This is a genomic window from Flaviflexus huanghaiensis (genome assembly GCF_014118685.1).
Classification (GTDB): domain Bacteria; phylum Actinomycetota; class Actinomycetes; order Actinomycetales; family Actinomycetaceae; genus Flaviflexus; species Flaviflexus huanghaiensis.
In genome coordinates this window covers 89,425-111,055 of the sequence record NZ_JACFAK010000001.1, presented here as the reverse complement: position 1 = coordinate 111,055, position 21,631 = coordinate 89,425, and the positions used below count along the sequence as shown (strand labels likewise).

The window sequence follows — 21,631 nt, the reverse complement described above, 5'->3', positions numbered from 1 at the left end:
CGGTGGGCAGGGGTCTGAGAGATTCCCGACTTCCTTCGCCGGTGCTAACCGGAGCAGGTTCGAGGGTCTGCACGTTGTGTGCACTCTCAGCGTGGTGAGCGCTCCCCTGTCGTCTACCCCAGTATAGGTGAGATTAGGTGTTGACTGCGACCGACTTCGCGCCCTCGCCGTACCAGGAGCTCGCCTTTTTCATGACGAGGTTCCTGATAATCGTGTTCGTTGCCGCCGCGACGACCGAGAACACGACAGCCTCGAGGAGGTTTGACTGGAAGTCATCCTCGTTCGGCGCATCATGGCCCGTCGCTGCCTGCCACCCAAACTCGACGATCTTCTTCGCGATAAGGCCAGCGACGAGGCCCCCGCCCGTACTGACGATCTTCCACCCGATATCCATGCCTCGTCCTTTCGATTGCTACGACCTTGTGTGAGCTGTGCCTATTGTGTCGCACCTGGGCCGAGCCTGCCACCGACGCGGGTTGACTCGATATCTTCGCCAAGTTCATCGACAACAAGTTCGGCGGACACAATCCCGCCTGTCCGATATCCCGCACGGCCAATCATATGGGCGGAGATCGGGGAGCTGATGAGTTGGAGCGCAACGACGAGGCTCGCCGTCCATGCAAGCGGAATGTCGCGGACGATGAGGGCCATGCCGATCATCGACAGAATCAGCCCAAGCACCTGCGGCTTGGTTGCCGCGTGCTGGCGGGACAGGAGGTCACGGAACCGCAGAACAGCGATGCCGGCGACGAGGGTAAGGGCAGAGCCTGCGATAAGGAGGCCTCCGCCGAGCGCAGTGAGAATGTCACCCAGCATGCTTCTCCTTGGCGTCGTCGTCAGTGGAATCGTGGACGAGCTCATCATCGCGCATCCGCTCGTCCTCAAGGATCTTCGCAACCTCATCCTTTGTGAGGATCCGTTTGTCAGCAGTCGGCTCGTGCGCGATAAAACGGGCTATTGTCGTCGATCCGATGAATCCGACAACCGCGAGGACGACGAGAACGGGGAGGAGATCCGTACGGCCCGAGACTGCAGAAATGACAGCGACCGAGCAGAGGATAATTGACGTCAGCAAGTCGACGCCAACCATGCGATCAAGCATTGACGGACCGTTCGAGACACGCACGATGACGGCGAGCGCGGAAAGAAACAGAAGCGCTCCGGAGATTGCGGCGACGACGATCATGATTCTTCCCCCGCCGGTGGAGCGTACGGAACGGGCAACCGCTCCCCCATCCGCCAACCTGGAACGAAGCCAGCATCAACGAGCTGGTCGTGGGAGGCGAATGCGCGTAGGACACGCTCCTCCTGATCGAGCACCGCCTGGTGGGCGGCCTCAAGCCCGCCCGCCATCTCAATGTCGAACACGTGAATGTAGAGGGTGCCGGACGTGGTGTGGACATCGATGACGACAGACCCCGGGACAAGAGATGTCAGGCCCGCCACCATCGTGAGGAACACATCCGAATGACCACGCGACTGCACTCGGATGACAGCGCCCTTCGGATGTCGTCCGAGAATGGCGAACGTGGCGATCTGAATCGACGCTTTGACGATGTCGAAAATGAAGGCGACGGCGAGCCGGCCCAGTGCAATCGGTCGGAACCCGCCATCGAACGTTGCATCTGGTAGCGGGGTGATCGTCGTGAGGAGAAGTGCAAGGAGGAAGCCTGCAACGACGTTGCCAGTGCTCACCTCTCCCCACAGGAGCGTCCACACGATCGTCAGCCAAATAAGCATGCCGCCCGTCGCATACGGGAACCGGCCAGGACGATAGGTTGCGCGGCGGATCGAGATGCGTGCACTGGACTCAGTCATTCGCTATCTTCCTCCTCGTCTGCCACCCTATCGGCCGTATCCGGGTCGGTAACCTCATCGGAGATTCCCGTGCCCCGGTCGCCGTCCGGCAGGACGGCAACGATGTAGGGGCTACGCTGCTCGAGATCAACCGCTGCTCGCTTTGCGTAATCATAGATTGGTCCGGCAAAGGCTGCGATGGCAAGAGACATGGCGACTAGCCCACCTGTTGCGCCATACATGCCGATCGGGATCCGCTTCGGCTCGACCTCCTCCTCAGGGTCCTGCCAGAAGGCGAGGTTCCAGGCCCGGAGCACCGCGTAGAGCGTGAGTAGCGAGGTGACGAGACCTGTGCCGATGAGCCACCAGTCAATCGACTGGCCGCTGTCGGCTGATGCGGAGATGAGGCCGACCTTGCCGAGGAATCCCGTCATGGGCGGGACACCGGCAAGACCGAGGGCCGGAATGAGATAGAAGGCAGCGATGACGGGAGCTGTCTTCGCGATCGATCCCAGCCTCCGCAACGATGTCGACCCTCCGTGACGCTCGATGAGACCAGCGACAAGGAATAGTGCCGTTTGGACAGTGATGTGGTGGATGACGTAGTAGATGGTCGCAGCCAGCCCAGACTCGGTCGAGATCGAGATGCCCCAGATCATGTACCCAATGTGGGACACGAGAGTAAACGACAGCATGCGCTTAATGTCGCGCTGGGTGACCGCACCGAGAATGCCGATGACCATCGTCGCGATCGCGAGGATGGCGAGCACATCATCGAGCCTGCCCTGCGGGAAGAGAAGCACCTGGGTGCGAATGATCGCATAGACGCCGACCTTCGTCAGGAGGCCCGCAAACACGGCTGTCACGGGGGCTGGCGCAGTGGGATAGGAGTCTGGCAGCCAGGCGTGGAGCGGGAAGAGTGCGGCCTTGATGCCGAAAGCGACAAGGAGCATCGCCTGCAATGCAAGGCTCACGCCCGGGTCGATCTCTTGAAGCCTCGTCGCGAGCTGCGCGAAGCTCAGCGTGCCGGTTGCCGCATACGTCATCGCAATCGCGATGAGGAAGATGATCGACGAGACCATGGAGACGACAACATAGACGGTGCCCGACCGAATCCGCTCCCGCGTTCCACCCATCGTGATGAGAACGAACGACGCGGCAAGCAACGTCTCGAAGCCGACAAACAGATTGAACAGATCGCCCGTGAGGAACGCATTCGACACGCCTGCGGAGAGAATGAGATAGGCCGGGTGGTAGACGGCGGTGGGCGCTGCCTCTTCGCCGTCTTCAACGCCCTGAGCAAGGGAGTAAATGAGGACCGCGAGGGTGACCGCTACTGAAACGAGAAGCATGAGGGCCGACAACCGGTCCGCAACGAGGGTGATGCCGACGGGGGCAGCCCATTCACCTACGTCAAAGACGATGGGTCCGCTGTTGACGAGGACGACAAGCGCGAACGCGGTTGCCAGCGAGATCGTGAGGATCGTGACCGAGATAAGCCACTGGACCCGCCGATACGTGGAGAAGGCGAGCGTGATGCCAGCGCCAAGGAGCGGCAGAACGACGGGTAATGCGACGAGCCAGTTCACCGATCGTCTCCCACGGAGAGCGAGTCATCCTGCATCTCGTCGTACGTTTCCGCGACCGCCTCATCGATCTGGTTCTGCTCGTCACGGACAAGGCGCTCATCGCGCTCTGCCATAGCGGCCAATCTCTTATCCTCGATGTCGTCCTGAACCTCGTCATTAGCGTCGAGTTGCCACGCCCTGTACGCGAGAGCGAGCATGAACGCTGTCGTCCCCATCGTGATGACGATCGCGGTCAGCATCATGGCCTGGGTCAGCGGGTCCGACATTTCATCAGCAGGGGCTTGACCGACGAGTGGCGGCGCGCCGGCACGGCCTCCCGCGATGAGGAAGGCAATGTTGACGCCGTTCGCCAGCGACGAGAACCCGAGGATGATTCGGGACAGTGAGCGTTCGAGGATGAGGTAGACGCCAACGGCAACGAGCACCGCGGCTAGGACGACGAGGCTGAGGGACGGGGTTGTGTCGATCATGTCGAGCTCTCCTTCGCCTCGCGCAAAGTGACGATTTCCTTACGTCTATCGCCCTTCGGGGTCGGTACGACCGAATCATCAGCATCGAGCCCCTCGAGCTCGCCATGACGGTCCACCTCAGCGCCGAGCGAGCGGAGGATCTCCAGAACGAGTCCGAGAACGACGAGATAGACACCGATGTCGAAGATGATCGCGGTCGCGAACTTCACCTCGCCAAAAATCGGCATAACGAGATCGAACCTCGCCGATTGGAGCGTCGTTCCGCCAGCCACAATCGGTGCCAGGCCGGCAAGAGTCGCGACCATGAGACCGGAGCCCATGAGGATACCTGGGTGGAGCGGCATGGCCGCCCCCAGCTCGTAGCGACCACCGGCCAAGTACCTCATCGTCAGTGCGATGCCAGCGAGTAACCCGCCCGCGAAGCCCCCGCCGGGGAGGTTATGCCCCGAGAAGAGAAGGAAGAGGGAGCCGATGAGCATTGTGTGGTAAACGAGCCTCGTGCCCACTTCGAAGATGACGGAGCGGCGGGCTGGGGCGAGCGTACTCGCACCCGGCAACCAGCGGCGGTTGCGTCCAGGAGCCCGGACCTGGCGCTCCCTCATCTGAGCGTCAAGCTTCTCCGCAGCAAGGCGGAGCTGGTCATCATCTTGCGGACGCAACCAGACCCGGTACTTCGTGTCCGGTTTGGCGATGTTGCGCCGCGGATCGATCCTGCCCTCGCGGTCTCGGATAAACAGGAGAGAAGCCACGCCGATCGCGCAGGCAACAACGACGGAGATCTCCCCCATCGTGTCCCAGGCACGGATATCGACGAGGGTGACGTTGACGATGTTCTTGCCATAGCCGAAGTCATACGCTTCACTCGCAAATTGTGAGGACACCGGAGGATGCTGCCGGGCGTTGGCTGCGATGAAGGCGTATGCCCCGACGCAGGCACCAACGACAACGCCGAGACTTGCGCGGAACCAGCGGGATGTTGCCATCGGCCTGTTCGAGAAGTACGCCGGCAGGCGCCGGAGGACGAGGACGAACACAACAAGGGTGACCGTCTCGACGAGCACCTGAGTAAGGGCAAGATCAGGTGCGCCGTGAAGCTCGTAAATGAGGGCGACGCTGTAGCCGGAGATGCTGAGAAGAAGGACCGCTTTGAGCCGGCGCCGCGCACGCGCGGCGAGAACGGCAGCGATGCAGGCGATGATGACGACCGGGAGCTGGTAGACCGAGTCGAACCAGCGGAAATCCATGTCGACGGCGGTGTTTCCGAAGAGCAACGCACCTGTGCCTGCGACTGCGGCCGTGACGAGAATGATCGAAAGATACATGGGCTGGGAGCCCGACTGGACACGGCCAGTCACGTCACCGGCAAAGTGCTCGAGCCCGACAACGATGCGGCGGTAAGCTCCCTCGGCCGAGAACGGGACTGCGACCCGGCGCTGAAGATCTTCAAACGGCGACCTCATAGCAAAGAGAATGATGCCTCCGACAATGACGATAAGGGTCATGACGACTGCCAAACCGAAGCCAGCCCACAGAGTCAGGTGGCCGGGTTCTCCCGGGTACAGGTCTGCGTGCGCGATAAGAAGGGACTCCCACCAGCTCGGGACGAGACCAAAGACGAGGGAGGCGGTTGCGAGGATAACGGGCGGGGCGATGATGATGACGGAGCGGTTCTTTAGCTCAGTTGGTTCCACACCCGGCTTGTCCCAGAAGCAGCCCCACCAGAAACGCAGGCCGTAGGCGAGGGTGAGGACGGACCCGAGGACGATGATCCAGGCGACGACCAAGTCGAGCGCGCTGCCATAGGTGAGCGCGTGAAGCGCCGCCTCCTTGCCGACGTACCCAGCGAATGGCGGCACACCCGACATTGACAGGACAGCGAGGCCTGCGGCCACCGCGAGGACGGGCCGCCGGCGGCCCAGGCCGCTGAGCTCCCTAAGGTCGCGGGTGCCCGTCATCCAGTCGACGATGCCGACACTGAGGAAGAGCGCGGACTTGAAGAGGGCGTGGGCCATGATAACAGCAAGCCCGGCGAGTGCAACCTCTGCCGTGCCGTAGCCAACGAGGACGAGCATGAAACCGAGTTGCGACACGGTGCCGTACGCGAGGACAAGCTTCGTGTCGTTCTGCCGAAGAGCCCGATATCCGCCGAGAATCATCGTGAACAGACCGGCGGGGATGATGATCCACAGCCACACGTCCATGTCCGCGAAGCCCGGGGCAAGACGGGCAACAAGATAGACACCGGCTTTGACCATGGCAGCGGCGTGCAGGTACGCGGAGACCGGGGTTGGCGCCGCCATCGCGGCCGGTAGCCAGAAGTGGAACGGCAAGATCGCGGACTTCGATAGGGCGCCGAGAAGAATGAGGACGACCGCTGTGGTCACATAACCGGTGCCAATGCCGCCAGGAGCTCCATCAAGCAAGGTGCCAGCCGAAGCGGCATCAACAAGCTCCGTGAGCGAATACGAGCCCCCGGGCAACTCGCCGAGGAGGATGACTCCGCCGAGCATCGCGAGCCCACCCGCGGTCGTGACGATGATCGCCTCCATCGCCGCGCGGCGGGACGCGCGACGGTCGCGGTAATGCCCGATGAGGAGGAAGGAGAAGACTGTTGTCAGCTCCCACATGGTGTAGAGGATAAGCGTGTTGTCCGTCGTGACTACGCCGAACATGGCGCCAGCAAATGCGACAAAGAAGGCCGCGAATCGACCGAGCCCGCTTGCTGTTCGGGAGAAGTACCGAGCTGAGTAGATAAGGACGAGTGCACCGATTCCGGTGACGAGTAGCGCCATAATCCATGACAGAGTATCGAGCCTGAACTCGCCAACGAGTCCCAGTTCGGGCACCCAGGCAAGCGTCTGCTGAGGGTAGTCGCCATCGAGTACTGCCGAAGTCTGCGCGAGCGTCCACACGAATCCGGCGAGTGGGACAAGCGCTGCAACGAAGAAGCCTTTCCTGCCAAGCAACTTCATTACGATCGGCATTGCGAGCGCAACTACCCCAAAAGCAATGAGCAGCTCGATCATCAACGCTCCCTGGTAGTCCACCGTTTACTCTAACCGACGCGTTGTCACACGCGCTGTCAGACTTCTAACATCTTTAACAATTGCCTGCGAACAGGCTAATTTGAGAGGAGAACATCTCTCAGAAAGGCCACCGTGCTCCCTACCTGGTCTCTTGCCATTGTCGGTGCCATTACTGCAGTCTGCGTCGGGGTTTTCGCGCGCGGACTTGCGCGGATCGTCGGCGTGACCCGCATGGGTACCTCGGCGCCCGGCCGGCTCGCCCCGGTTGGTCCTCGCCTGTGGCGGGTCGTTCGGGAGACACTTTCTCACGAGCATTTCAAGCATCGGCCCTGGGTGAGGATAGCCCACTGGGTCGTCATGCTGTCCTTTCCCATACTTGCGTTCACCCTCATCACCGCCTTCTTCCAGCTGGCTGATCCGGGATGGACGATGCCGGTCCTCGGCTCGTTCGCCCCATGGGCCTGGCTCGTCGAGGTATTCGCGTGGGCTGGCCTTATCGGCGGCATCTATCTCACAATCGTCCGCACGCGGACGGGTCGCGGGGGCGAACCAACCGATGTCCTCGCCTCTGGCGACGGGTTCCCACAGACATCTCGCTTCTTCGGATCTGCCAACTGGCAGGCCCGCTACGTCGAGTTCACGATCATCGGCGTCGTCGCCTGCGTCATCATCATCCGGGGCGCCGACTACGCATATCTTCAAGACAACGAAATTATCAATTTCCCGTTGACGTTCTGGATCGGATCGCTCATGGGGGGCCTGTCCCAGGGTGCACTCGGCTGGATCATCACGATCTTTTCCGCTCTCAAGCTCGCCCTCTCTGTATCGTGGCTCGTCGTCATCGGGCTCGTCCCGTCCATGGGCGTCGCCTGGCACCGCTTCCTCGCCATCGTCAACATCTACGCGCAAACGAATGCCGATGGCAGACCGGCGCTCGGGCCGCTTCCCGACCTCTATGTCGACGGCCAGCCGCTGCGGATGGACAGCATCGAGGATATCGATGAGGACGCAACTCTCGGCATCGCCACGGTTTCCGACATCTCCTGGAAGGGACTGCTCGACACGGCGACATGCACCGAATGCGGCCGATGCCAGGACCTGTGTCCGGCCTGGAACTCGGCCAAGCCACTGTCACCCAAACTTCTCGTCACGACGGTTCGCGACCATGCCTTTGCGTCGGCCCCGTTCGCGAAGGCGGCAGCCTCTCTCGAGGATGTACACAGCGGCGATCTGCTCGGAGCGCTCCTCGAAAGAGATGCGATCGGCGAGCACGTAGAGCGAACTCCCGACTCTCCCCTCATGCCCGATGTTGTGACTCCGGGCGTGCTGTGGGGATGCACGATGTGCGGCGCGTGCGTCGACCAGTGCCCTGTCGACATCGAGCATCTCGACCTCATCATTGGCCTGCGCCGTCACCAGGTCCTCATGGAATCAGCCTTCCCTGCCGAGCTCGGAAAGATGTTCACGGGCATGGAAAACAAGGGCAATCCGTGGGGTATGAACCCACGCAAACGGCTTGCCTGGGCAAAAGACCTCAGTTTCGAGGTCCCGCAGGTTGGGCTCGATGTTGAATCCGCCGCGGACGTCGATTACCTGTTCTGGGTGGGCTGCGCTGGAGCGTTCGATGACCGGGCCAAGAAGACCTCGGCGGCTGTTGCCGAACTTCTCAATACGGCGGGGGTATCCTTTGCCGTTCTGGGCGACGGCGAGTCGTGCACGGGCGATCCGGCTCGCCGGGCTGGTAACGAGGTGCTGTTCCAAATGTTGGCCGAGCAGAACATCGAGACACTCAACGAGGTTGGGGCGATGAACATCGTCGTCTCGTGTGCCCACTGCTTCAACACGATCGCGAAAGAATACCCGCAGCTCGGTGGCTACTACAAGGTTCTCCACCACACCCAGCTCCTCAACCGTCTCGTGCGCGACGGCCGGTTGACTCCCGTCCCTCCGTCTGAGGATGAGCGGAAGAACATCACGTACCACGATCCGTGCTTCCTCGGCCGCCACAACAACATTTACAGCCCACCGCGGGAACTGCTCGGTGACGTCAAGGAGATGGAGCTAACGCGCGAACGCGCGATGTGCTGCGGAGCCGGCGGCGCGCACGCCTTCTTCGAAGATAAGAACGGGGAACCAATCTCGCAGATACGGACGCGGCAGGCGATGGCGACCGGTGCCGAGGTCATCGCGACCGCATGCCCGTTCTGCACGACGATGCTGAATGACGGCGTCCGCGGGGAAGGAGCCGACATCGAGGTCAAGGATGTGTCTCTGCTCCTCCTCGAGGGAGTGCGCCGCGGCCAGGAGAGGTAACCGCGAATGACACACAAGTGAGCCGCGCCCTTGGGCGCGGCTCACTTGTGTGTCGGTGTGCTACGGCTGAATCTCGCCGTTTTCCGCTCTTATCACACAGTCTGCAAGCGATCCCTCGGTGCGTCCGCCGCAGGTCTCCGCGAATGCCTCGTAATCGCTGTCAATCGGGCTGTCCCACCAGAGCTCGTCGCAGGCTTCGAAATCGCCAGCTTCGCACGCATCCCACAGCTCGTCGAGAGCAGGATCGTCACCGTACGCACCACCGGTCATCTCGCTGTCAGGGTCGAAGTTGCACATGCCGGGCGAGTACTCCTGGGTTCCACCGCACGTGGCTCCGAACTCCTCGTATTCGGTGTCAAACCCGGAGGAGTACCACAGCTCGTCGCAGGCCTCCATGTCGCCCTCTTCGCACGCGTCCCACAGGGCATCGAGTTCTGCGTCGTCGCCGTAACTGGAGGGCTCTTGGACAGTGGGTTCTCTCGTTGTCGCCTCTTCGGTCGCCTCTTCTGTTGCGTCTTCTGTTGGCTCGAGAACAAGCGTTTCTTCCGCGCCCGGCGTCGGTTCGTCATCTCCACCGAGCACGCCCGTCGCGAAGAGGATGCCGACGACAATAGCTACCAAGAGCAGAACCGCTAGTACGATCCAGGCAATAAGAGGGCCCTTCTTCTTGGGCGGTTGACCATAGCCGCCCTGCGGGGGATATCCGCCTCCGCCGCCTCCCGGCGGGTAGGCTGCGGTCGGCGGATAGCCTTCCGGACCATACCCCTGTTGGGGGTATTGCGGGGAACCGTAGGCAGGTTGGCCGTGGTCGGTCTGGCCATCGGCAGGCTGGCCATAACCAGGCTGACCATGTTGCGGGCCAGAGTCGCTCCCGTACGGGTACGGCTGGCCAGCTTGATGGGCGGGCGGATACTGCCCCGCCTGCGGCGGATAGGCTTGCGTGGCATCTTCGCGAGGAGCGGTACCACCGGATTGCTCGAAATCTCGGCCTTCGTCGCCCGGACGGCGACCATCTGTATTCTCTGACATGTCAACACTCCATCGTGCTCGCATAGCCGGTTACGTTCACTGCCAGCCTACTCGCAAAAACGGTGATTGGTAATAGAAACTTAAAGTTTTTGCAATGATCATCGAAAGCGTGTCATCGAGTATGACGTGAAGCCATCCGACATCTTCCCTCTGACAGCTCGATCTGGGTTCGGCATACTAGTGCAGGGAGAAGGCGGTGCACAGTGGATGTCGTGACAGTGAGTGCGCCGTTCTTCGCGCTCATTCTCATCGGCTATCTCGCCACCAGGCTCGGTCTGCTACCGATGGTCGCCTTACCGGGACTCAACACGTATGTCCTCTATTTTGCTCTGACGGCGATGCTGTTCCAGCTGGGTTCCCAGACCCCGATAGCCGAGGTACTCAACCCGTGGGTCATGGCGACGTGGCTGAGCGCCGCCCTATTCTGCCTCGCGCTCGGTATTGGACCCGCGGTTACCCGCGGAGTTCCCTGGCGAGATGCCGCCTTCGGCGGCCTGACAGTCGCTTCCCCCAACATGGGCTTCATGGGGATCCCGCTTCTTCTTGCCCTCCTGGGGGCGGATTCGCTCGGGCCCCTCATGCCGGTCATGATTATCGACATCCTCATCGTCCAGTCACTTGTCATCGCCCTCGCGCAACGCGGCAATGTCGGAGGCTCGCCGTGGGCGAAGGTAACGAAAACAGCCCGCCAGGTCCTCGCGAACCCGCTAGTGTGGGCGATTATCGCTGGCGCAGCATGGGGTGCGAGTGGCTGGTCGCTAACCAGTCCGATAGCGGAGACCCTTGCCCTCCTTGCCGACTCCGCGACGCCCGTCGCTCTGTTTACGATCGGCGGGGTGCTCGCCCGCGAGCAGACGACCGCGAAGGGGGCAAGTAGCCGGCGGATGAAAATCCAGATCGGTTGGCTGACCTTCCTCAAGCTCCTGGCTCTACCTGCCGTCGTCTGGCTCATCGGGCAGGCTGTCTCGCGTGTCGTCCCGTTCGAGGAGCTGGCCGCCCTCGTTCTCATCGCCGCGCTACCTACCGCGGCGAACACGTCCATACTCGCGGAGAGATTTGGCGGCGATAATGTCGTTGTCGCCTCCGTCATCCTCACCACGACCGCCGGCGGTTTCGTGACATTCAACGTCATTGCAGCCCTCGTCGTCGGCATAGGCTAATGCTCATGGAATGGCACGGCAGGGATCTCGGTGTGGGCGATGCCGACAGCGTGCTCGATGCGTTCCGCTCGAATGCGGACATGAACCGTCAGGGCCATGTCGTGTCGTTGGAGACGGCTCAGATCTACGTCAGCCGGCTGATGGGGCAGGACCACCGCACCCGTGTGGCAGCCGAGCACGGTACCGACCAGCTCCTCGCCCTCGTCAGCGCCCAACTCGATCATGCCAATGCGAGCGCATGGGTCTTCTACTGGGCGCATGCCCGCGCTTGGGGAGCGGGGATCACGTCCGATCTCGTTCGTAACTTCTGCAACGACCTCCTACGCGACGGCCTGTATCGACTCGAGCTCGGTTACCGTGTCGACAACCGCGCTTCCGGCAGGGTAGCCGAGCGCGCTGGCTTCATCATTGAAGGCCGCGAGCGCGAGAAGTTTCTCATTGATGGCAAGCGGATCGATGTCATGACATGTGGTCGCCTGCGAACCGATCCGTGGCCCGCAGACCACACCTCACGTCTTTGACTAAACCGCTCGCCCGTGCGGAACGTGTATCCCAGATTGTCCTGTCACGCGCTCGGTTCAGTGTGAAGCAAACACGGGTCTCTCGTGTCAAACTCTTTTTAAGCGATGACGTCTTCCTCTCTCCACTTTGCACGAACGGCACTTAGGTTTACCCTGGCCGTATCAGGGTGTGGACTGTCTCACACCATTTAGATAGAGGAGGTAACATGCGACGCCGCATGAAAACTGTAGCCGCGCTCGTATCAGCGTCTGCACTTCTCGCCGCCTGTGGCGGCGGAGACGCAGAGGATACGGAAACACGCGGAGCCGGAGACGAAACCATGGCCGAGGACACCGACAACGGCGACTCGACTGGCGAAACCAGCGGTGACTATCCCGATCTGTCAGGTCAGACGATCGATGTCGCATCCGACTGGTCAGGTGCTGAGCAGGAGAACTTCGAGCAGGTTCTCGCCTTCTTCGAGGAGGAGACCGGTGCGACGGTGACGTACCAGTCGCTTGGCAACAACGTGTCGACCGCGCTCGGCACACAGATCGAGGGCGGGGGCGCCCCCGATATCGCTCTTGTTCCCCAACCTGGCCTCGTCGACCAGCTCGTTGAGTCGGGCGACATTGTCCCGGTGACAGATGAGGTCGTCTCGGCCGTTGAAGAGAACTATGCCGACACGTGGAAGGACCTGTCGACCTACGACGGCGAGCTCTACGGCGTCTGGTTCAAAGCGGCCAACAAGTCGACCGTCTGGTACAACGTCGGCGTGTACGAAGACGCTGGCGCAGAGATTCCAGAGACCTGGGAAGACTTCATCAGCACCCTCCAGCTCGTCTCCGACTCCGGAATTCCCGGCCTCGCTGTTGGCGCTGATGTGGGATGGCCGCTGACGGACTGGTTCGAAAACGTGTACCTACGCACCGCAGGCCCGGAGATGTATGACCAGCTCGCGGCTCACGAGATCCCGTGGACGGATGACTCTGTCATTGAGGCCCTCGAGGTTCTCGGCGAGGTCTGGGGCGACGAGACTCTCCTCCTGTCTGGCGGCGCACAGCGCTCCTTCCCCGATTCAGTCACGGCGGTGTTCTCCGATCCGCCGCAGGCTGGCACGGTTTACGAGGGTGACTTCGTCGCAGGCAATATCGCTGAGCAGACCGACTCCGTCGTTGGTGAGGATGCCGACTTCTACGCCTTCCCGTCGATCAATGACTCCCCGGACGCCGTCATGGGTGCGGGTAACGTCGCGATCGCGTTCAACGATGATGAGGGCACCATGGCTCTCATGTCGTACCTCGCGTCACCGGATGCGGCAAACATCTGGATCGAGCTCGGCGGCTTCACCTCGCCGAACCAGAACGCGAATATGGACCTGTACCCGGACGATGTCGCTCTCGCCATCGCCGAACAGCTGACCTCTGCCGAGGTCTTCAGGTTCGACCTGTCGGATCTCACCCCGTCCGCCTTCGGTGGCACGGAGGGTGAGGGCATGTGGCAGCTTCTCATCGAGTTCTACCAGAACCCCGATGATGTCGAAGGCACTGCGCAGGCCCTCGAAGACGCAGCCGTCTCCGCCTACGGCGGCTGATCTCAACCAGGGGCGGGACGCACCCGTGCGTCCCGCTCCCCGTTGGCGCCTCGCGCCCGATAGAGGTACCCATGTCGCATACCGCAGTCACTGAGAAACAAGTCAAGAAGCTGCGAGGCAAGGCACCGATGACGACGCAGAATCGGTGGCTGCTCGCGGTCCTGCTCGGACCGGCACTCTTCTTCCTCACGGTCTTCGTCGTTTATCCGATTGGATATTCGCTCGTCCGGTCGACGTACTCCCGCAGCGGGGAGGACTTCGTCGGAGTCGGCAACTACACGCGGGTTTTTACGGACCCGCAGACGTTCACAGCGTTCAAGAACAATCTCATCTGGGTGCTCGTCGCACCCCTTGTGTGTACCGTGCTCGGCCTCATCTTCGCCGTCCTCATGGAAAAGATTGCGTGGTCGACCGCATTCAAACTCATCATTTTCATGCCGATGGCGATCTCAATGCTTGCCGCAGGCATCATCTTCCGCACGGTGTTCCAGCAAAACCCGGAAATCGGCCTTGCCAACGCCGTGACCGTCACCGTGCAGGAGTTCTTCTCCTCGGGCTCCCACTACCCTGAGGCTCGGCTCCGTGAAGGCGCCGAGTTCTCCCGCTTTGAACAGCAGGGCGGACCGGGCTCAGAGATCATGTCGACAGGCGAGATTGCACCGGGCGAGACCGCCCTTATCCCCCTCATCGGCATCGCACCCGAGCACGTGGGTGACGATCCCGCTCCAGCGGTGCAACCCGAGGCAGCGGACGGGACAATCACCGGCACCGTGTGGCTCGACTTCGTCCGTGGCGGCGGCGGTGAAAATGGTCAGATCGATGCGGACAAACCCGGCCTCGGCGGGGTCACAGTTGAGGCGGTCAACCGGGTCGGCGACGTATGGGAGACAACGACAGCAGATGACGGTACCTTCGTCTTCGAGGATGTCTCAGAACCGCTGACAATCCGCGTTCCAGCCACGAACTTCACATCGGGGCCGACCGGCATCAACTGGCTTGGTCCGGACCTCGTCACCCCCGTCATGATCCTCGCCTACGTGTGGATCTGGGCTGGTTTCGCGATGGTCATGATTGGCTCAGGCCTCGCTGCAGTTGACCGGTCCCTACAGGAGGCTGCACGCACCGATGGCGCATCGGAGTGGCAGGTGTTCCGGCACATCACCGTTCCACAACTCATGCCAGTTCTCACGGTCGTCATCGTCACGCTCATGATTAACGTCCTCAAGATCTTCGATCTCGTGTACGTCATACCTCCTGGCGCATCGAAGAACGCGGCCGACGTGCTTGCCACTCGCATGTGGACCGTGTCGTTTGGCGGAGGCAACGATCAGGGGCTCGGTTCGGCGCTCGCCATCGTCCTGCTCCTCCTCGTCATCCCGTTCATGCTCATCAACATCCGAAACTTCCGCAGGGGAGGCAGCTCATGAGCACGTCAGACGTCGAGCAGAAGATCGACGAACGCTCCGAGGAAGGTGAGGTCCGGCGGCACGTGAAGCCCAAGGGCTCGGGCAGAATGATGATGGCGGGCGAGCGGAAAAAGACTGTGGGCGGCCGAATCGTCGCTCTCTTCAACAATTCGCTTGTCAACATCCTCCTCGTCATCGTCGCCCTCATGTGGCTGGTGCCGACCATCGGTCTCTTCTTCTCCTCGCTTCGATCATCCCAGGCGAATGCGACCTCGGGCTGGTGGACAGTCCTCTTCGAGAGCCACGAACTGACGATCGACAACTACCGGTCGTTGCTCGGCAACGACACGATGGTCCAGTCGCTCATCAACACGATCATCATCGTCGTTCCAACCACGCTGGCGGTCGTCGCCATCGGCGCTATGGCGGGCTATGCGCTGGCTTGGATCGACTTCCCGGGCCGTGACTGGGTCCTCATCGGTGTCGTTGCCCTCATGGCAGTGCCCCTCCAGGTCGCCTTCATCCCTCTCGCACGACTCTTCGGCAGCATTGGGATTTTCGGAACCTACGCCGCGGTCATTCTCTTCCACATCGCCTTCGGCCTACCGTTCGCGGTGTTCCTCCTTCGGAACTATTTCACGAACATCAGTGAAGAGATGCTGGAAGCCGCCCGCATTGACGGAGCCTCCGAGATGAGGATCTTCGGTCAGGTGGCGCTACCACTCGCCATGCCGGCAATCGCGTCGCTCGCGATCTTCCAGTTCCTCTGGTCCTGGAACGACATGCTCGTCGCCCTCATCTTCGCCGGACCCGGGTCTCAGCCGATCACAGTCGCGATCCAATCCCAGCTTCGGCAGTTCTCCTCGAACATTGACATCCTCTCCGCTGGAGCATTCGTGTCGATGGTTGTCCCCCTTATTGTCTACTTCGCCTTCCAGCGGTACTTCGTCTCCGCGATCATGGCGGGAACAACGAAGTAGGCGGGCGGTCGATGCCCGATTGACCATCCGGAGAGCATTGGATATGTATTGAGCGCCCCAGAGATGGGGCGCTCAATACATCGAATGCTGCCTGTCGGACTCGAGACTCAGTCCTCGATGACGGTCCTGTGGAAGTTGATCCATGAGCGCGAGGCGGTGGGACCCCGCTGGCCCTGATAGCGCGAGCCGTGGGCGCCGTTGCCATAGGGTGCGAGCGCTGGCGAGGAGAGCTGGAAGAAACACAGCTGGCCGACCTTCATTCCCGGATACAGCTTGATCGGCATCGTCGCCATGTTCGACAGTTCAAGTGTGATGTGTCCCGTGAAGCCCGGATCGATGAATCCGGCCGTGGAATGGGTGAGGAGGCCGAGCCGGCCGAGGGAAGATTTCCCTTCGAGACGTGCCGCGATGTCATCGGGCAACGCCACCTTTTCGTACGTGGAGCCGAGAACGAACTCGCCGGGGTGGAGAATAAACGGCTCCTGCGTGATCTCGACTAAGCGTGTGAGATCCTCCTGCTCGGCAGCAGGGTCGATGACCGAGTACCGATGGTTATCGAACAGACGGATGTACTTGTCGATCCGAATATCGAGGGAGGACGGCTGAACAAAACCGGGGTCCCACGGGTCGATCTTGATCCGGCCAGCATCGACCTGAGCGAGGATATCTCTGTCTGAAAGAAGCACACCCCGAGTGTGCCAGATAAACGGCTCCCGACACCCCTGCTTGCACAGAAGCTCTCACGGCAACCCCGGCCGTTGTGCACAGACAGCTGAATCGAGAATCGACAGTTACCCACTTTGGTCGCGGAAGCAGGAAAGCGCTAGGATGGGGCAATACGCGGGTGTAGTTCAATGGTAGAACTCCAGCTTCCCAAGCTGGTAGCGCGGGTTCGATTCCCGTCACCCGCTCCATTTTTCGGTGACCTATGCACGTGCACACGTGAGAAGTACCGACCCTCACTCTCCCGCATTGACATCAGGCCGTAGCTGCGTCGGGCTGAGTAGTGTGGCGTCATGAAAACCATCCATTTGCAACACGCCGACCTTACGGTGCCGAACCTTGCGCTCGGACTTTTGCGGATTGCTGAACTTTCGGACGATGCAATACGCGCACTGGTCGCAACCGCTCGGGACGCGGGAATCACCTATTTCGATCATGCCGACATCTATGGCACCCGGCTACACGACTGCGAAGAGAGGTTCGCCCAGGCTCTCCAACTCAGTAGCTCCGAGCGCGACCGGGTGACGATTCAGACGAAGATCGGGATCGTGCCCGATGGCGGGTATTACGACCACTCCTACGAGCATGTCGTGGCTCAGGCGGAGGAATCGTTACGCGCTCTCGGAACCGATTACATCGACGTTCTCCTCCTCCACCGGCCCGATGCGCTTGTTGAGCCTCAGGAGGTTGCTCGTGCGTTCGACGAGCTCTACTTATCGGGGAAGGTCCGTCACTTCGGAGTCTCCAACCACACGCCGGGCCAGATCGACCTGTTGAAGACGGCTGTGACCCGCCCGATTGTCGCGAACCAAGTTCAGCTCTCCATCACACACTCTCCGATCATCGCGCAGGGAATCGCCGCGAACGCGCCGGATTCCGACCAGTCAGTCGTGCGCGATGGCGGAGGGCTGGTTGATTACTGCCGAGTCAATGGGATCACGATTCAGGCCTGGTCCCCCTTCAAGTCCGGCTCCGGCGAGACCGTCCTCTTCGACCGGGAACGGCACCCTGGGCTGAACGACCGCATCGACGATCTCGCAGCCCACTACGGGGTGGAACCCGAGGCCATCGCAGCCGCCTGGATCACTCGCCACCCGGCCAACATGCAGGTGATCCTTGGAACGACGACACCGGCCCGGATCAGAGCGGCGGCGGCTGGATCTGACCTTCCGCTCACGCGAGCAGAATGGTACGGACTATTTCGCGCGGCGGGGTGGCAGGTGCCGTGACCACCGCCTCGGATGGCTCAGTTCGCGGAGCGTCCGCTCGAAGGATCCCGGCCCGAGACGGCGTCGGCTGCGCGGATAAGACCGAGGTGTGAGAACGCCTGCGGATAGTTGCCGGCAAGCCTCCCATGCTCGGTCGAGTACTCCTCCGACAAGAGGCCGAGGGGCGAGGCAACAGCGATGACCTTGTCCATGAGCTCGCGTGCATCATCCATGCGGTTCGACATCGCGTACTGCTCGACCAACCAGAACGTGCAGAGGATGAACGGATGTTCGCCTCCCTCGAGGCCGTCCTTGCCAGCTTCGGTCCTGTAGCGCTTGACGAAGCCCTCGTCGTCGACGAGGTCCTGTTCGATGCGGGCTACTGTCGACAGCATGCGCGGATCGTCGTAGGCAAGGTAGCCGACGTGTGGAAGCTGGAGCAGTGACGCGTCGACCTCTGTGGATCCGTAGGTCTGAGTGTAGGACGCCATCTCCTCATTCCAGCCCTTTTCTTCGATCTCTCGTGCGAGGTGCTCGCGGCACGCCCGCCAGTCATCGACAGGCCCGTCAAAGCCGTACTCCTCGACGGCTTTAATCCCACGATCGAACGCAGCCCACATCATGGCCCGCGAGTGCGTGAACTCGGTGAGTTCGCCCCGCATCTCCCAGATGCCGTGTTCGAGCCTGTCGAGGTTTGCCGTCGCATAATCGAGAAGCGCGATCTGCAGGCCCCAGGAACGCTCATCCTCCTCAATTCCGGCTTTCCGCATCTGCTCGAGCGCGAGCATAACCTCGCCGACAACGTCGCCCTGGAACTGGCTGGCCGCACCATTTCCGATCCGCACCGGCGCGGAATTCTCGTATCCGGGTAAATGCTTGAGAACGAATTCGGGGATGTGCCGCTCGCCGGCGAGTCCGTACATGATTCGCAGCGAGAGGACATCGCCGGCCAGGGCCCGCAGTAGCCAGAGCCGCCACGCCATCGCGCCCTTCGTGAACCCATGGGCGACAAGGGCTTCGATGGCGAGCGCGGAGTCCCGTAACCACGTGTAGCGGTAATCCCAGTTACGTACGCCGCCAAAATCTTCGGGTAACGACGTCGTCGGCGCCGCGACGATCCCGCCCGTGGCGTGGTGAGTGAGGGCCCGAAGAACGAGGAGGGAGCGCGTGATGTACTCCGCATACGGCCCGTTGGCCTCGATGCGCGTGGACCATTCGCGCCAGTACTGGAGTGTAGGCTCCAGAAGCTTGTCGTAGTCCTCACGCGTCGGAGCTGGTCTGTAGCTCAGCGACCAGATGAGATCCCAACGGAGTCGCTCTCCCTCCCGCACGGTGAACAAGCCCTTATGGCTTTCACCGTCCGCCTGAGGGAGCGGACCTGTCAGGTAGACGGCGCTGGGGCCGGCGATGGCGTGGATGGCGGGACTACCATCCATGTCGATGCGTTCGACCCACGGGATGGACTCCCCGTAGTTGAAGCGGATGCGGAAATCCATCGCCAGATCCACCTCCCCTTCGAGGCAGACCACCTCGCGGATGAGGTCCGACTCATCGGCCACCTTTCCGCCAGCCGGCATGTACTCGGTGATGAGGACCCGGCCGGTCGGTGTCTGCCACTCGGTGTCGAGCACGAAGGAGCCGTCGCGGTACTCCCTGGTCACGACCTTCCCGTCGACGGGTGCGAGCTTCCATGTGCCGTGCGATTCGTCGCCAAGAAGCGCTGAGAAAACAGCTGGGCTGTCGAAGCGGGGGAAGCAGAGCCAGTCGATTGAGCCCTCGTCTGAGACGAGTGCGGCGGTGCGCATATCGGACAGAAGTGCGTATCTCTCTAGTTCGATACTCATTCCTTCATCCTGACAGCGAAAGCTCCGTAAGCAAACGACATTCGGAGCATCGCCATATTTTCCATGCGTCTTCCCAGTTTCATTCGAAAGTCTGGGTCACATGGCTACAATGTTCATCATTCTCGGAGGCGCCGGCGATCTCGCACAGCGCCTCCTCATCCCCGGCATTGCAGAATACGTCTCCACCCATGGCGCCGACATGACGATCGTTGGCGCTGGCCGGCGCGAGCGTGAGGATTACCCGGCCCTCGTCCGAGATGCTGCTCGGACTGTTGGCGACGAGGTTGCGGAGAAACTTGCGGAGACAGCCGAGTTCGTCGTCGCCGATGCGACGAAGGGAGAGGACCTCGCAAAGCTTCTCGAGGGCCGCACGGATGCTGTCCTCTACTTCGCCCTGTCTCCCTCGGTTGTGGTCGAGTCGATCAAGGCGCTGAGGGACGTCAAGCTCTCCGGGAGTTTGACGCTCGCCATGGAGAAGCCATTCGGTGCGGACGCCGATAGCGCCCGGGAGCTCAACAGGCTCCTTCTCGAGCTTGTGAGCGAAGAGCAGATCTTCCGGGTCGATCACTTCCTCGCCACATCGGGCACCCTCAATTTCAAGGTCCTACGCTCGGCAAACCGTCTCATCACGTCGTCGTGGTCGAACGATGATGTTGAGTCGATCCGGCTGATCTACAACGAGACTGTCGCCCTCGAGGGCCGCGCTGAGTTCTATGAGTCGACGGGCGCCGCAGAAGACATGCTCCAATCCCACCTGCTTCAGACCCTCGCACGCATCCTCGCCGTTGACGAGACAACGCCCGAGGACATTCTCCGCGCGATTCATCCGAAAGATGGTGTCCGCAAGGGCCGCTACACAGAAGGCGAGGTCGACGGCGAACGTGTTCCGTCCTATGTCGATGAGAAAGGGGTCGACCCACACAACGGCACGGAGACGTGGTTCCGCGTCGTCGTCGATGTCGAGACCGACAGGTGGCGCGGTGTCCCCATCACTCTCGAATCCGGCAAAGCCTTCGGCGAGGATGTTAAGCACATCGAGGTTACCTTCAAGAAGAACGAGGATTACCCGAGCAACACGCTCACGCTCGGCTTCGATACGGAGGATGTGGAGATCACCCTCAACGCGGCCGACCCGGCTAGCGAGGGCTGCACCCAGATCTCGCTCCACACCGATCTTTCACAGGCCCGAATGTCAGCCTACGGTCGCGTCGTCAAGGGCATCGTCGAGCACATCGACTACCTCGCCATTCCGGCTCATGCCGCCGAGCTCGGATGGGACGTTATGGAGCGGGTTAATGCAGAGCTCGAATCCGCGGTCATGGAGACATACCCGGCGGGTACCCGCTCCATCGACTGACAGCTCCCTGGCGGGCTCCTGCCGCGATGCGGTCGGAGACGGCTCACCTGCGTCCGCTATCCGTGTCTCAGAACTCTGGAAACCTCGTAACCGTCGGGCCGGGTGGGGACCGCCTCCCGCAATCTGTCGCGAAGCTTACGCTGATGGCTGCGGTATCGTGACAGCGTGTCACTCGTCGCCGCCGCCGCCATCGTTGATTCCCTCGACAAGCCGACCAGGCTCCTGGCCGCACAGCGCTCCTACCCGAAAGATCTGGCCGGCAAGTGGGAGCTTCCCGGCGGGAAGGTCGAGGACGGCGAGGACCCGGAATCCGCGTGCAGGAGAGAGATCCGCGAGGAGCTCGGCGTGACTGCGACGCTGGACCGGCTCGTGCTCGGTCCCGACGGTGACTGGCCGATCGGCCGGCACACGATGAGAGTGTGGCTTGCGACAATCGACTCGGAGCCCCAATGTGGCCCTGACCATGAAGAGTTGCGCTGGTGTTCCGCGCGTGAAACGGCCGGTCTTGATTGGTTGCCGGGCGACATCCCGTTAGCTGCCAAGCTCGCATCCTGGATGGTCGAGGAGTCGAACATCGCGTGATCGGGGTCTGGACCTCCAATAATGTCTAGGCACATGCCGTACAGCGCATGTC

19 protein-coding genes, 1 tRNA gene and 1 riboswitch are annotated in these 21,631 nt (G+C 61.5%); of the genes, 10 read left to right on the top strand and 10 right to left on the bottom strand.

Annotated features, from left to right (window positions below; translation table 11 throughout):
- Window positions 1-13 precede the first annotated feature (13 nt).
- Window positions 14-118: riboswitch (TPP riboswitch) on the bottom strand.
- Window positions 119-133: 15 nt separating this feature from the next.
- From H7E91_RS00510 to H7E91_RS00480, 7 genes are read right to left on the bottom strand one after another with little or no spacing between them, the layout of a single operon-like run.
- Window positions 134-394 (bottom strand): DUF4235 domain-containing protein, encoded by a 261-nt coding sequence (locus H7E91_RS00510; RefSeq protein WP_182353110.1) that lies wholly within the window; start codon window positions 392-394, stop codon window positions 134-136.
- Between the two features lie 41 nt (window positions 395-435).
- Window positions 436-816 (bottom strand): monovalent cation/H(+) antiporter subunit G, encoded by a 381-nt coding sequence (mnhG, locus tag H7E91_RS00505; RefSeq protein WP_182353109.1) that lies wholly within the window; start codon window positions 814-816, stop codon window positions 436-438.
- Window positions 806-1,186: an MrpF/PhaF family protein gene (locus tag H7E91_RS00500; RefSeq protein WP_182353108.1), complete on the bottom strand. Its 381-nt coding sequence runs from the start codon at window positions 1,184-1,186 to the stop codon at window positions 806-808. The genes mnhG and H7E91_RS00500 overlap by 11 nt, the downstream gene beginning before the upstream one ends.
- Window positions 1,183-1,818, bottom strand: coding sequence for a Na+/H+ antiporter subunit E (locus H7E91_RS00495; RefSeq protein WP_182353107.1), 636 nt, complete (start codon window positions 1,816-1,818; stop codon window positions 1,183-1,185). Before H7E91_RS00495 ends, H7E91_RS00500 begins: the two co-directional genes overlap by 4 nt.
- Window positions 1,815-3,386, bottom strand: coding sequence for a Na+/H+ antiporter subunit D (locus H7E91_RS00490; protein WP_182353106.1), 1,572 nt, complete (start codon window positions 3,384-3,386; stop codon window positions 1,815-1,817). Before H7E91_RS00490 ends, H7E91_RS00495 begins: the two co-directional genes overlap by 4 nt.
- The gene (locus H7E91_RS00485; protein WP_182353105.1) at window positions 3,383-3,856 is read right to left on the bottom strand and encodes a Na(+)/H(+) antiporter subunit C; all 474 of its coding nucleotides are present in this window, start codon (window positions 3,854-3,856) and stop codon (window positions 3,383-3,385) included. The genes H7E91_RS00490 and H7E91_RS00485 overlap by 4 nt, the downstream gene beginning before the upstream one ends.
- Entirely contained in the window at window positions 3,853-6,882 is a 3,030-nt protein-coding gene (locus tag H7E91_RS00480) for a Na+/H+ antiporter subunit A (RefSeq protein WP_182353104.1), read from the bottom strand. The genes H7E91_RS00485 and H7E91_RS00480 overlap by 4 nt, the downstream gene beginning before the upstream one ends.
- A gap of 132 nt (window positions 6,883-7,014) precedes the next feature.
- Between H7E91_RS00480 and H7E91_RS00475 the strand changes: the two genes are divergently transcribed.
- Window positions 7,015-9,195: a heterodisulfide reductase-related iron-sulfur binding cluster gene (locus H7E91_RS00475; protein WP_338401679.1), complete on the top strand. Its 2,181-nt coding sequence runs from the start codon at window positions 7,015-7,017 to the stop codon at window positions 9,193-9,195.
- A 60-nt stretch (window positions 9,196-9,255) separates the two neighbouring features.
- On the opposite strand, the gene H7E91_RS00470 is transcribed toward H7E91_RS00475, so the two are convergent.
- The gene (locus H7E91_RS00470; RefSeq protein WP_182353103.1) at window positions 9,256-10,224 is read right to left on the bottom strand and encodes a flagellar basal body-associated FliL family protein; all 969 of its coding nucleotides are present in this window, start codon (window positions 10,222-10,224) and stop codon (window positions 9,256-9,258) included.
- Between the two features lie 203 nt (window positions 10,225-10,427).
- On the opposite strand from H7E91_RS00470, the gene H7E91_RS11900 reads away from it, so the two are divergent.
- From H7E91_RS11900 to H7E91_RS00445, 5 genes are all read left to right on the top strand, one after another.
- Window positions 10,428-11,384 carry an AEC family transporter gene (locus H7E91_RS11900; protein ID WP_182353102.1) on the top strand — a complete coding sequence of 319 codons (957 nt, stop codon included), beginning with the start codon at window positions 10,428-10,430 and terminating at the stop codon, window positions 11,382-11,384.
- A 5-nt stretch (window positions 11,385-11,389) separates the two neighbouring features.
- Window positions 11,390-11,905: a GNAT family N-acetyltransferase gene (locus tag H7E91_RS00460; RefSeq protein ID WP_182353101.1), complete on the top strand. Its 516-nt coding sequence runs from the start codon at window positions 11,390-11,392 to the stop codon at window positions 11,903-11,905.
- A 206-nt stretch (window positions 11,906-12,111) separates the two neighbouring features.
- On the top strand, window positions 12,112-13,479 hold the full coding sequence (locus tag H7E91_RS00455) for an ABC transporter substrate-binding protein (protein ID WP_182353100.1): 1,368 nt from the start codon (window positions 12,112-12,114) through the stop codon (window positions 13,477-13,479).
- A 71-nt stretch (window positions 13,480-13,550) separates the two neighbouring features.
- Window positions 13,551-14,906, top strand: coding sequence for an ABC transporter permease (locus H7E91_RS00450; protein ID WP_206680306.1), 1,356 nt, complete (start codon window positions 13,551-13,553; stop codon window positions 14,904-14,906).
- Window positions 14,903-15,865 (top strand): carbohydrate ABC transporter permease, encoded by a 963-nt coding sequence (locus H7E91_RS00445; protein WP_206680305.1) that lies wholly within the window; start codon window positions 14,903-14,905, stop codon window positions 15,863-15,865. The genes H7E91_RS00450 and H7E91_RS00445 overlap by 4 nt, the downstream gene beginning before the upstream one ends.
- A gap of 107 nt (window positions 15,866-15,972) precedes the next feature.
- On the opposite strand, the gene dcd is transcribed toward H7E91_RS00445, so the two are convergent.
- Window positions 15,973-16,551 (bottom strand): dCTP deaminase, encoded by a 579-nt coding sequence (gene dcd, locus H7E91_RS00440; RefSeq protein ID WP_182353099.1) that lies wholly within the window; start codon window positions 16,549-16,551, stop codon window positions 15,973-15,975.
- Window positions 16,552-16,705: 154 nt separating this feature from the next.
- Between dcd and H7E91_RS00435 the strand changes: the two genes are divergently transcribed.
- A tRNA-Gly gene (locus tag H7E91_RS00435) sits at window positions 16,706-16,779 on the top strand.
- A gap of 102 nt (window positions 16,780-16,881) precedes the next feature.
- Window positions 16,882-17,817: an aldo/keto reductase gene (locus H7E91_RS00430; protein ID WP_182353098.1), complete on the top strand. Its 936-nt coding sequence runs from the start codon at window positions 16,882-16,884 to the stop codon at window positions 17,815-17,817.
- 17 nt (window positions 17,818-17,834) lie between these two features.
- Here the strand turns inward: H7E91_RS00430 and H7E91_RS00425 are convergent, their stop codons facing one another.
- Window positions 17,835-19,640, bottom strand: a complete 1,806-nt coding sequence (locus H7E91_RS00425; RefSeq protein ID WP_182353097.1) for a glycoside hydrolase family 15 protein — start codon at window positions 19,638-19,640, stop codon at window positions 17,835-17,837.
- A gap of 100 nt (window positions 19,641-19,740) precedes the next feature.
- Here H7E91_RS00425 and H7E91_RS00420 point away from each other — a divergent pair, with 100 nt between their 5' ends.
- Complete coding sequence (locus H7E91_RS00420; protein ID WP_182353096.1) at window positions 19,741-20,997, top strand: glucose-6-phosphate dehydrogenase; 1,257 nt, start codon at window positions 19,741-19,743, stop codon at window positions 20,995-20,997.
- Between the two features lie 165 nt (window positions 20,998-21,162).
- A complete protein-coding gene (locus tag H7E91_RS00415) occupies window positions 21,163-21,579 on the top strand; it encodes an NUDIX domain-containing protein (protein WP_182353095.1) in 417 nt (138 codons plus the stop codon).
- Window positions 21,580-21,631 lie beyond the last annotated feature (52 nt).

Bases quoted from the DNA above. Each gene is read 5' to 3' on its own strand.
- H7E91_RS00510 (WP_182353110.1), bottom strand. From the start codon at position 394: ATGGATATCGGGTGGAAGATCGTCAGTACGGGCGGGGGCCTCGTCGCT.
- mnhG (WP_182353109.1), bottom strand. From the start codon at position 816: ATGCTGGGTGACATTCTCACTGCGCTCGGCGGAGGCCTCCTTATCGCA.
- H7E91_RS00500 (WP_182353108.1), bottom strand. From the start codon at position 1,186: ATGATCGTCGTCGCCGCAATCTCCGGAGCGCTTCTGTTTCTTTCCGCG.
- H7E91_RS00495 (WP_182353107.1), bottom strand. From the start codon at position 1,818: ATGACTGAGTCCAGTGCACGCATCTCGATCCGCCGCGCAACCTATCGT.
- H7E91_RS00485 (WP_182353105.1), bottom strand. From the start codon at position 3,856: ATGATCGACACAACCCCGTCCCTCAGCCTCGTCGTCCTAGCCGCGGTG.
- H7E91_RS00480 (WP_182353104.1), bottom strand. From the start codon at position 6,882: ATGATCGAGCTGCTCATTGCTTTTGGGGTAGTTGCGCTCGCAATGCCG.
- H7E91_RS00470 (WP_182353103.1), bottom strand. From the start codon at position 10,224: ATGTCAGAGAATACAGATGGTCGCCGTCCGGGCGACGAAGGCCGAGAT.
- H7E91_RS00460 (WP_182353101.1), top strand. From the start codon at position 11,390: ATGGAATGGCACGGCAGGGATCTCGGTGTGGGCGATGCCGACAGCGTG.
- H7E91_RS00455 (WP_182353100.1), top strand. From the start codon at position 12,112: ATGCGACGCCGCATGAAAACTGTAGCCGCGCTCGTATCAGCGTCTGCA.
- H7E91_RS00450 (WP_206680306.1), top strand. From the start codon at position 13,551: ATGTCGCATACCGCAGTCACTGAGAAACAAGTCAAGAAGCTGCGAGGC.
- H7E91_RS00445 (WP_206680305.1), top strand. From the start codon at position 14,903: ATGAGCACGTCAGACGTCGAGCAGAAGATCGACGAACGCTCCGAGGAA.
- H7E91_RS00430 (WP_182353098.1), top strand. From the start codon at position 16,882: ATGAAAACCATCCATTTGCAACACGCCGACCTTACGGTGCCGAACCTT.
- H7E91_RS00425 (WP_182353097.1), bottom strand. From the start codon at position 19,640: ATGAGTATCGAACTAGAGAGATACGCACTTCTGTCCGATATGCGCACC.
- H7E91_RS00420 (WP_182353096.1), top strand. From the start codon at position 19,741: ATGGCTACAATGTTCATCATTCTCGGAGGCGCCGGCGATCTCGCACAG.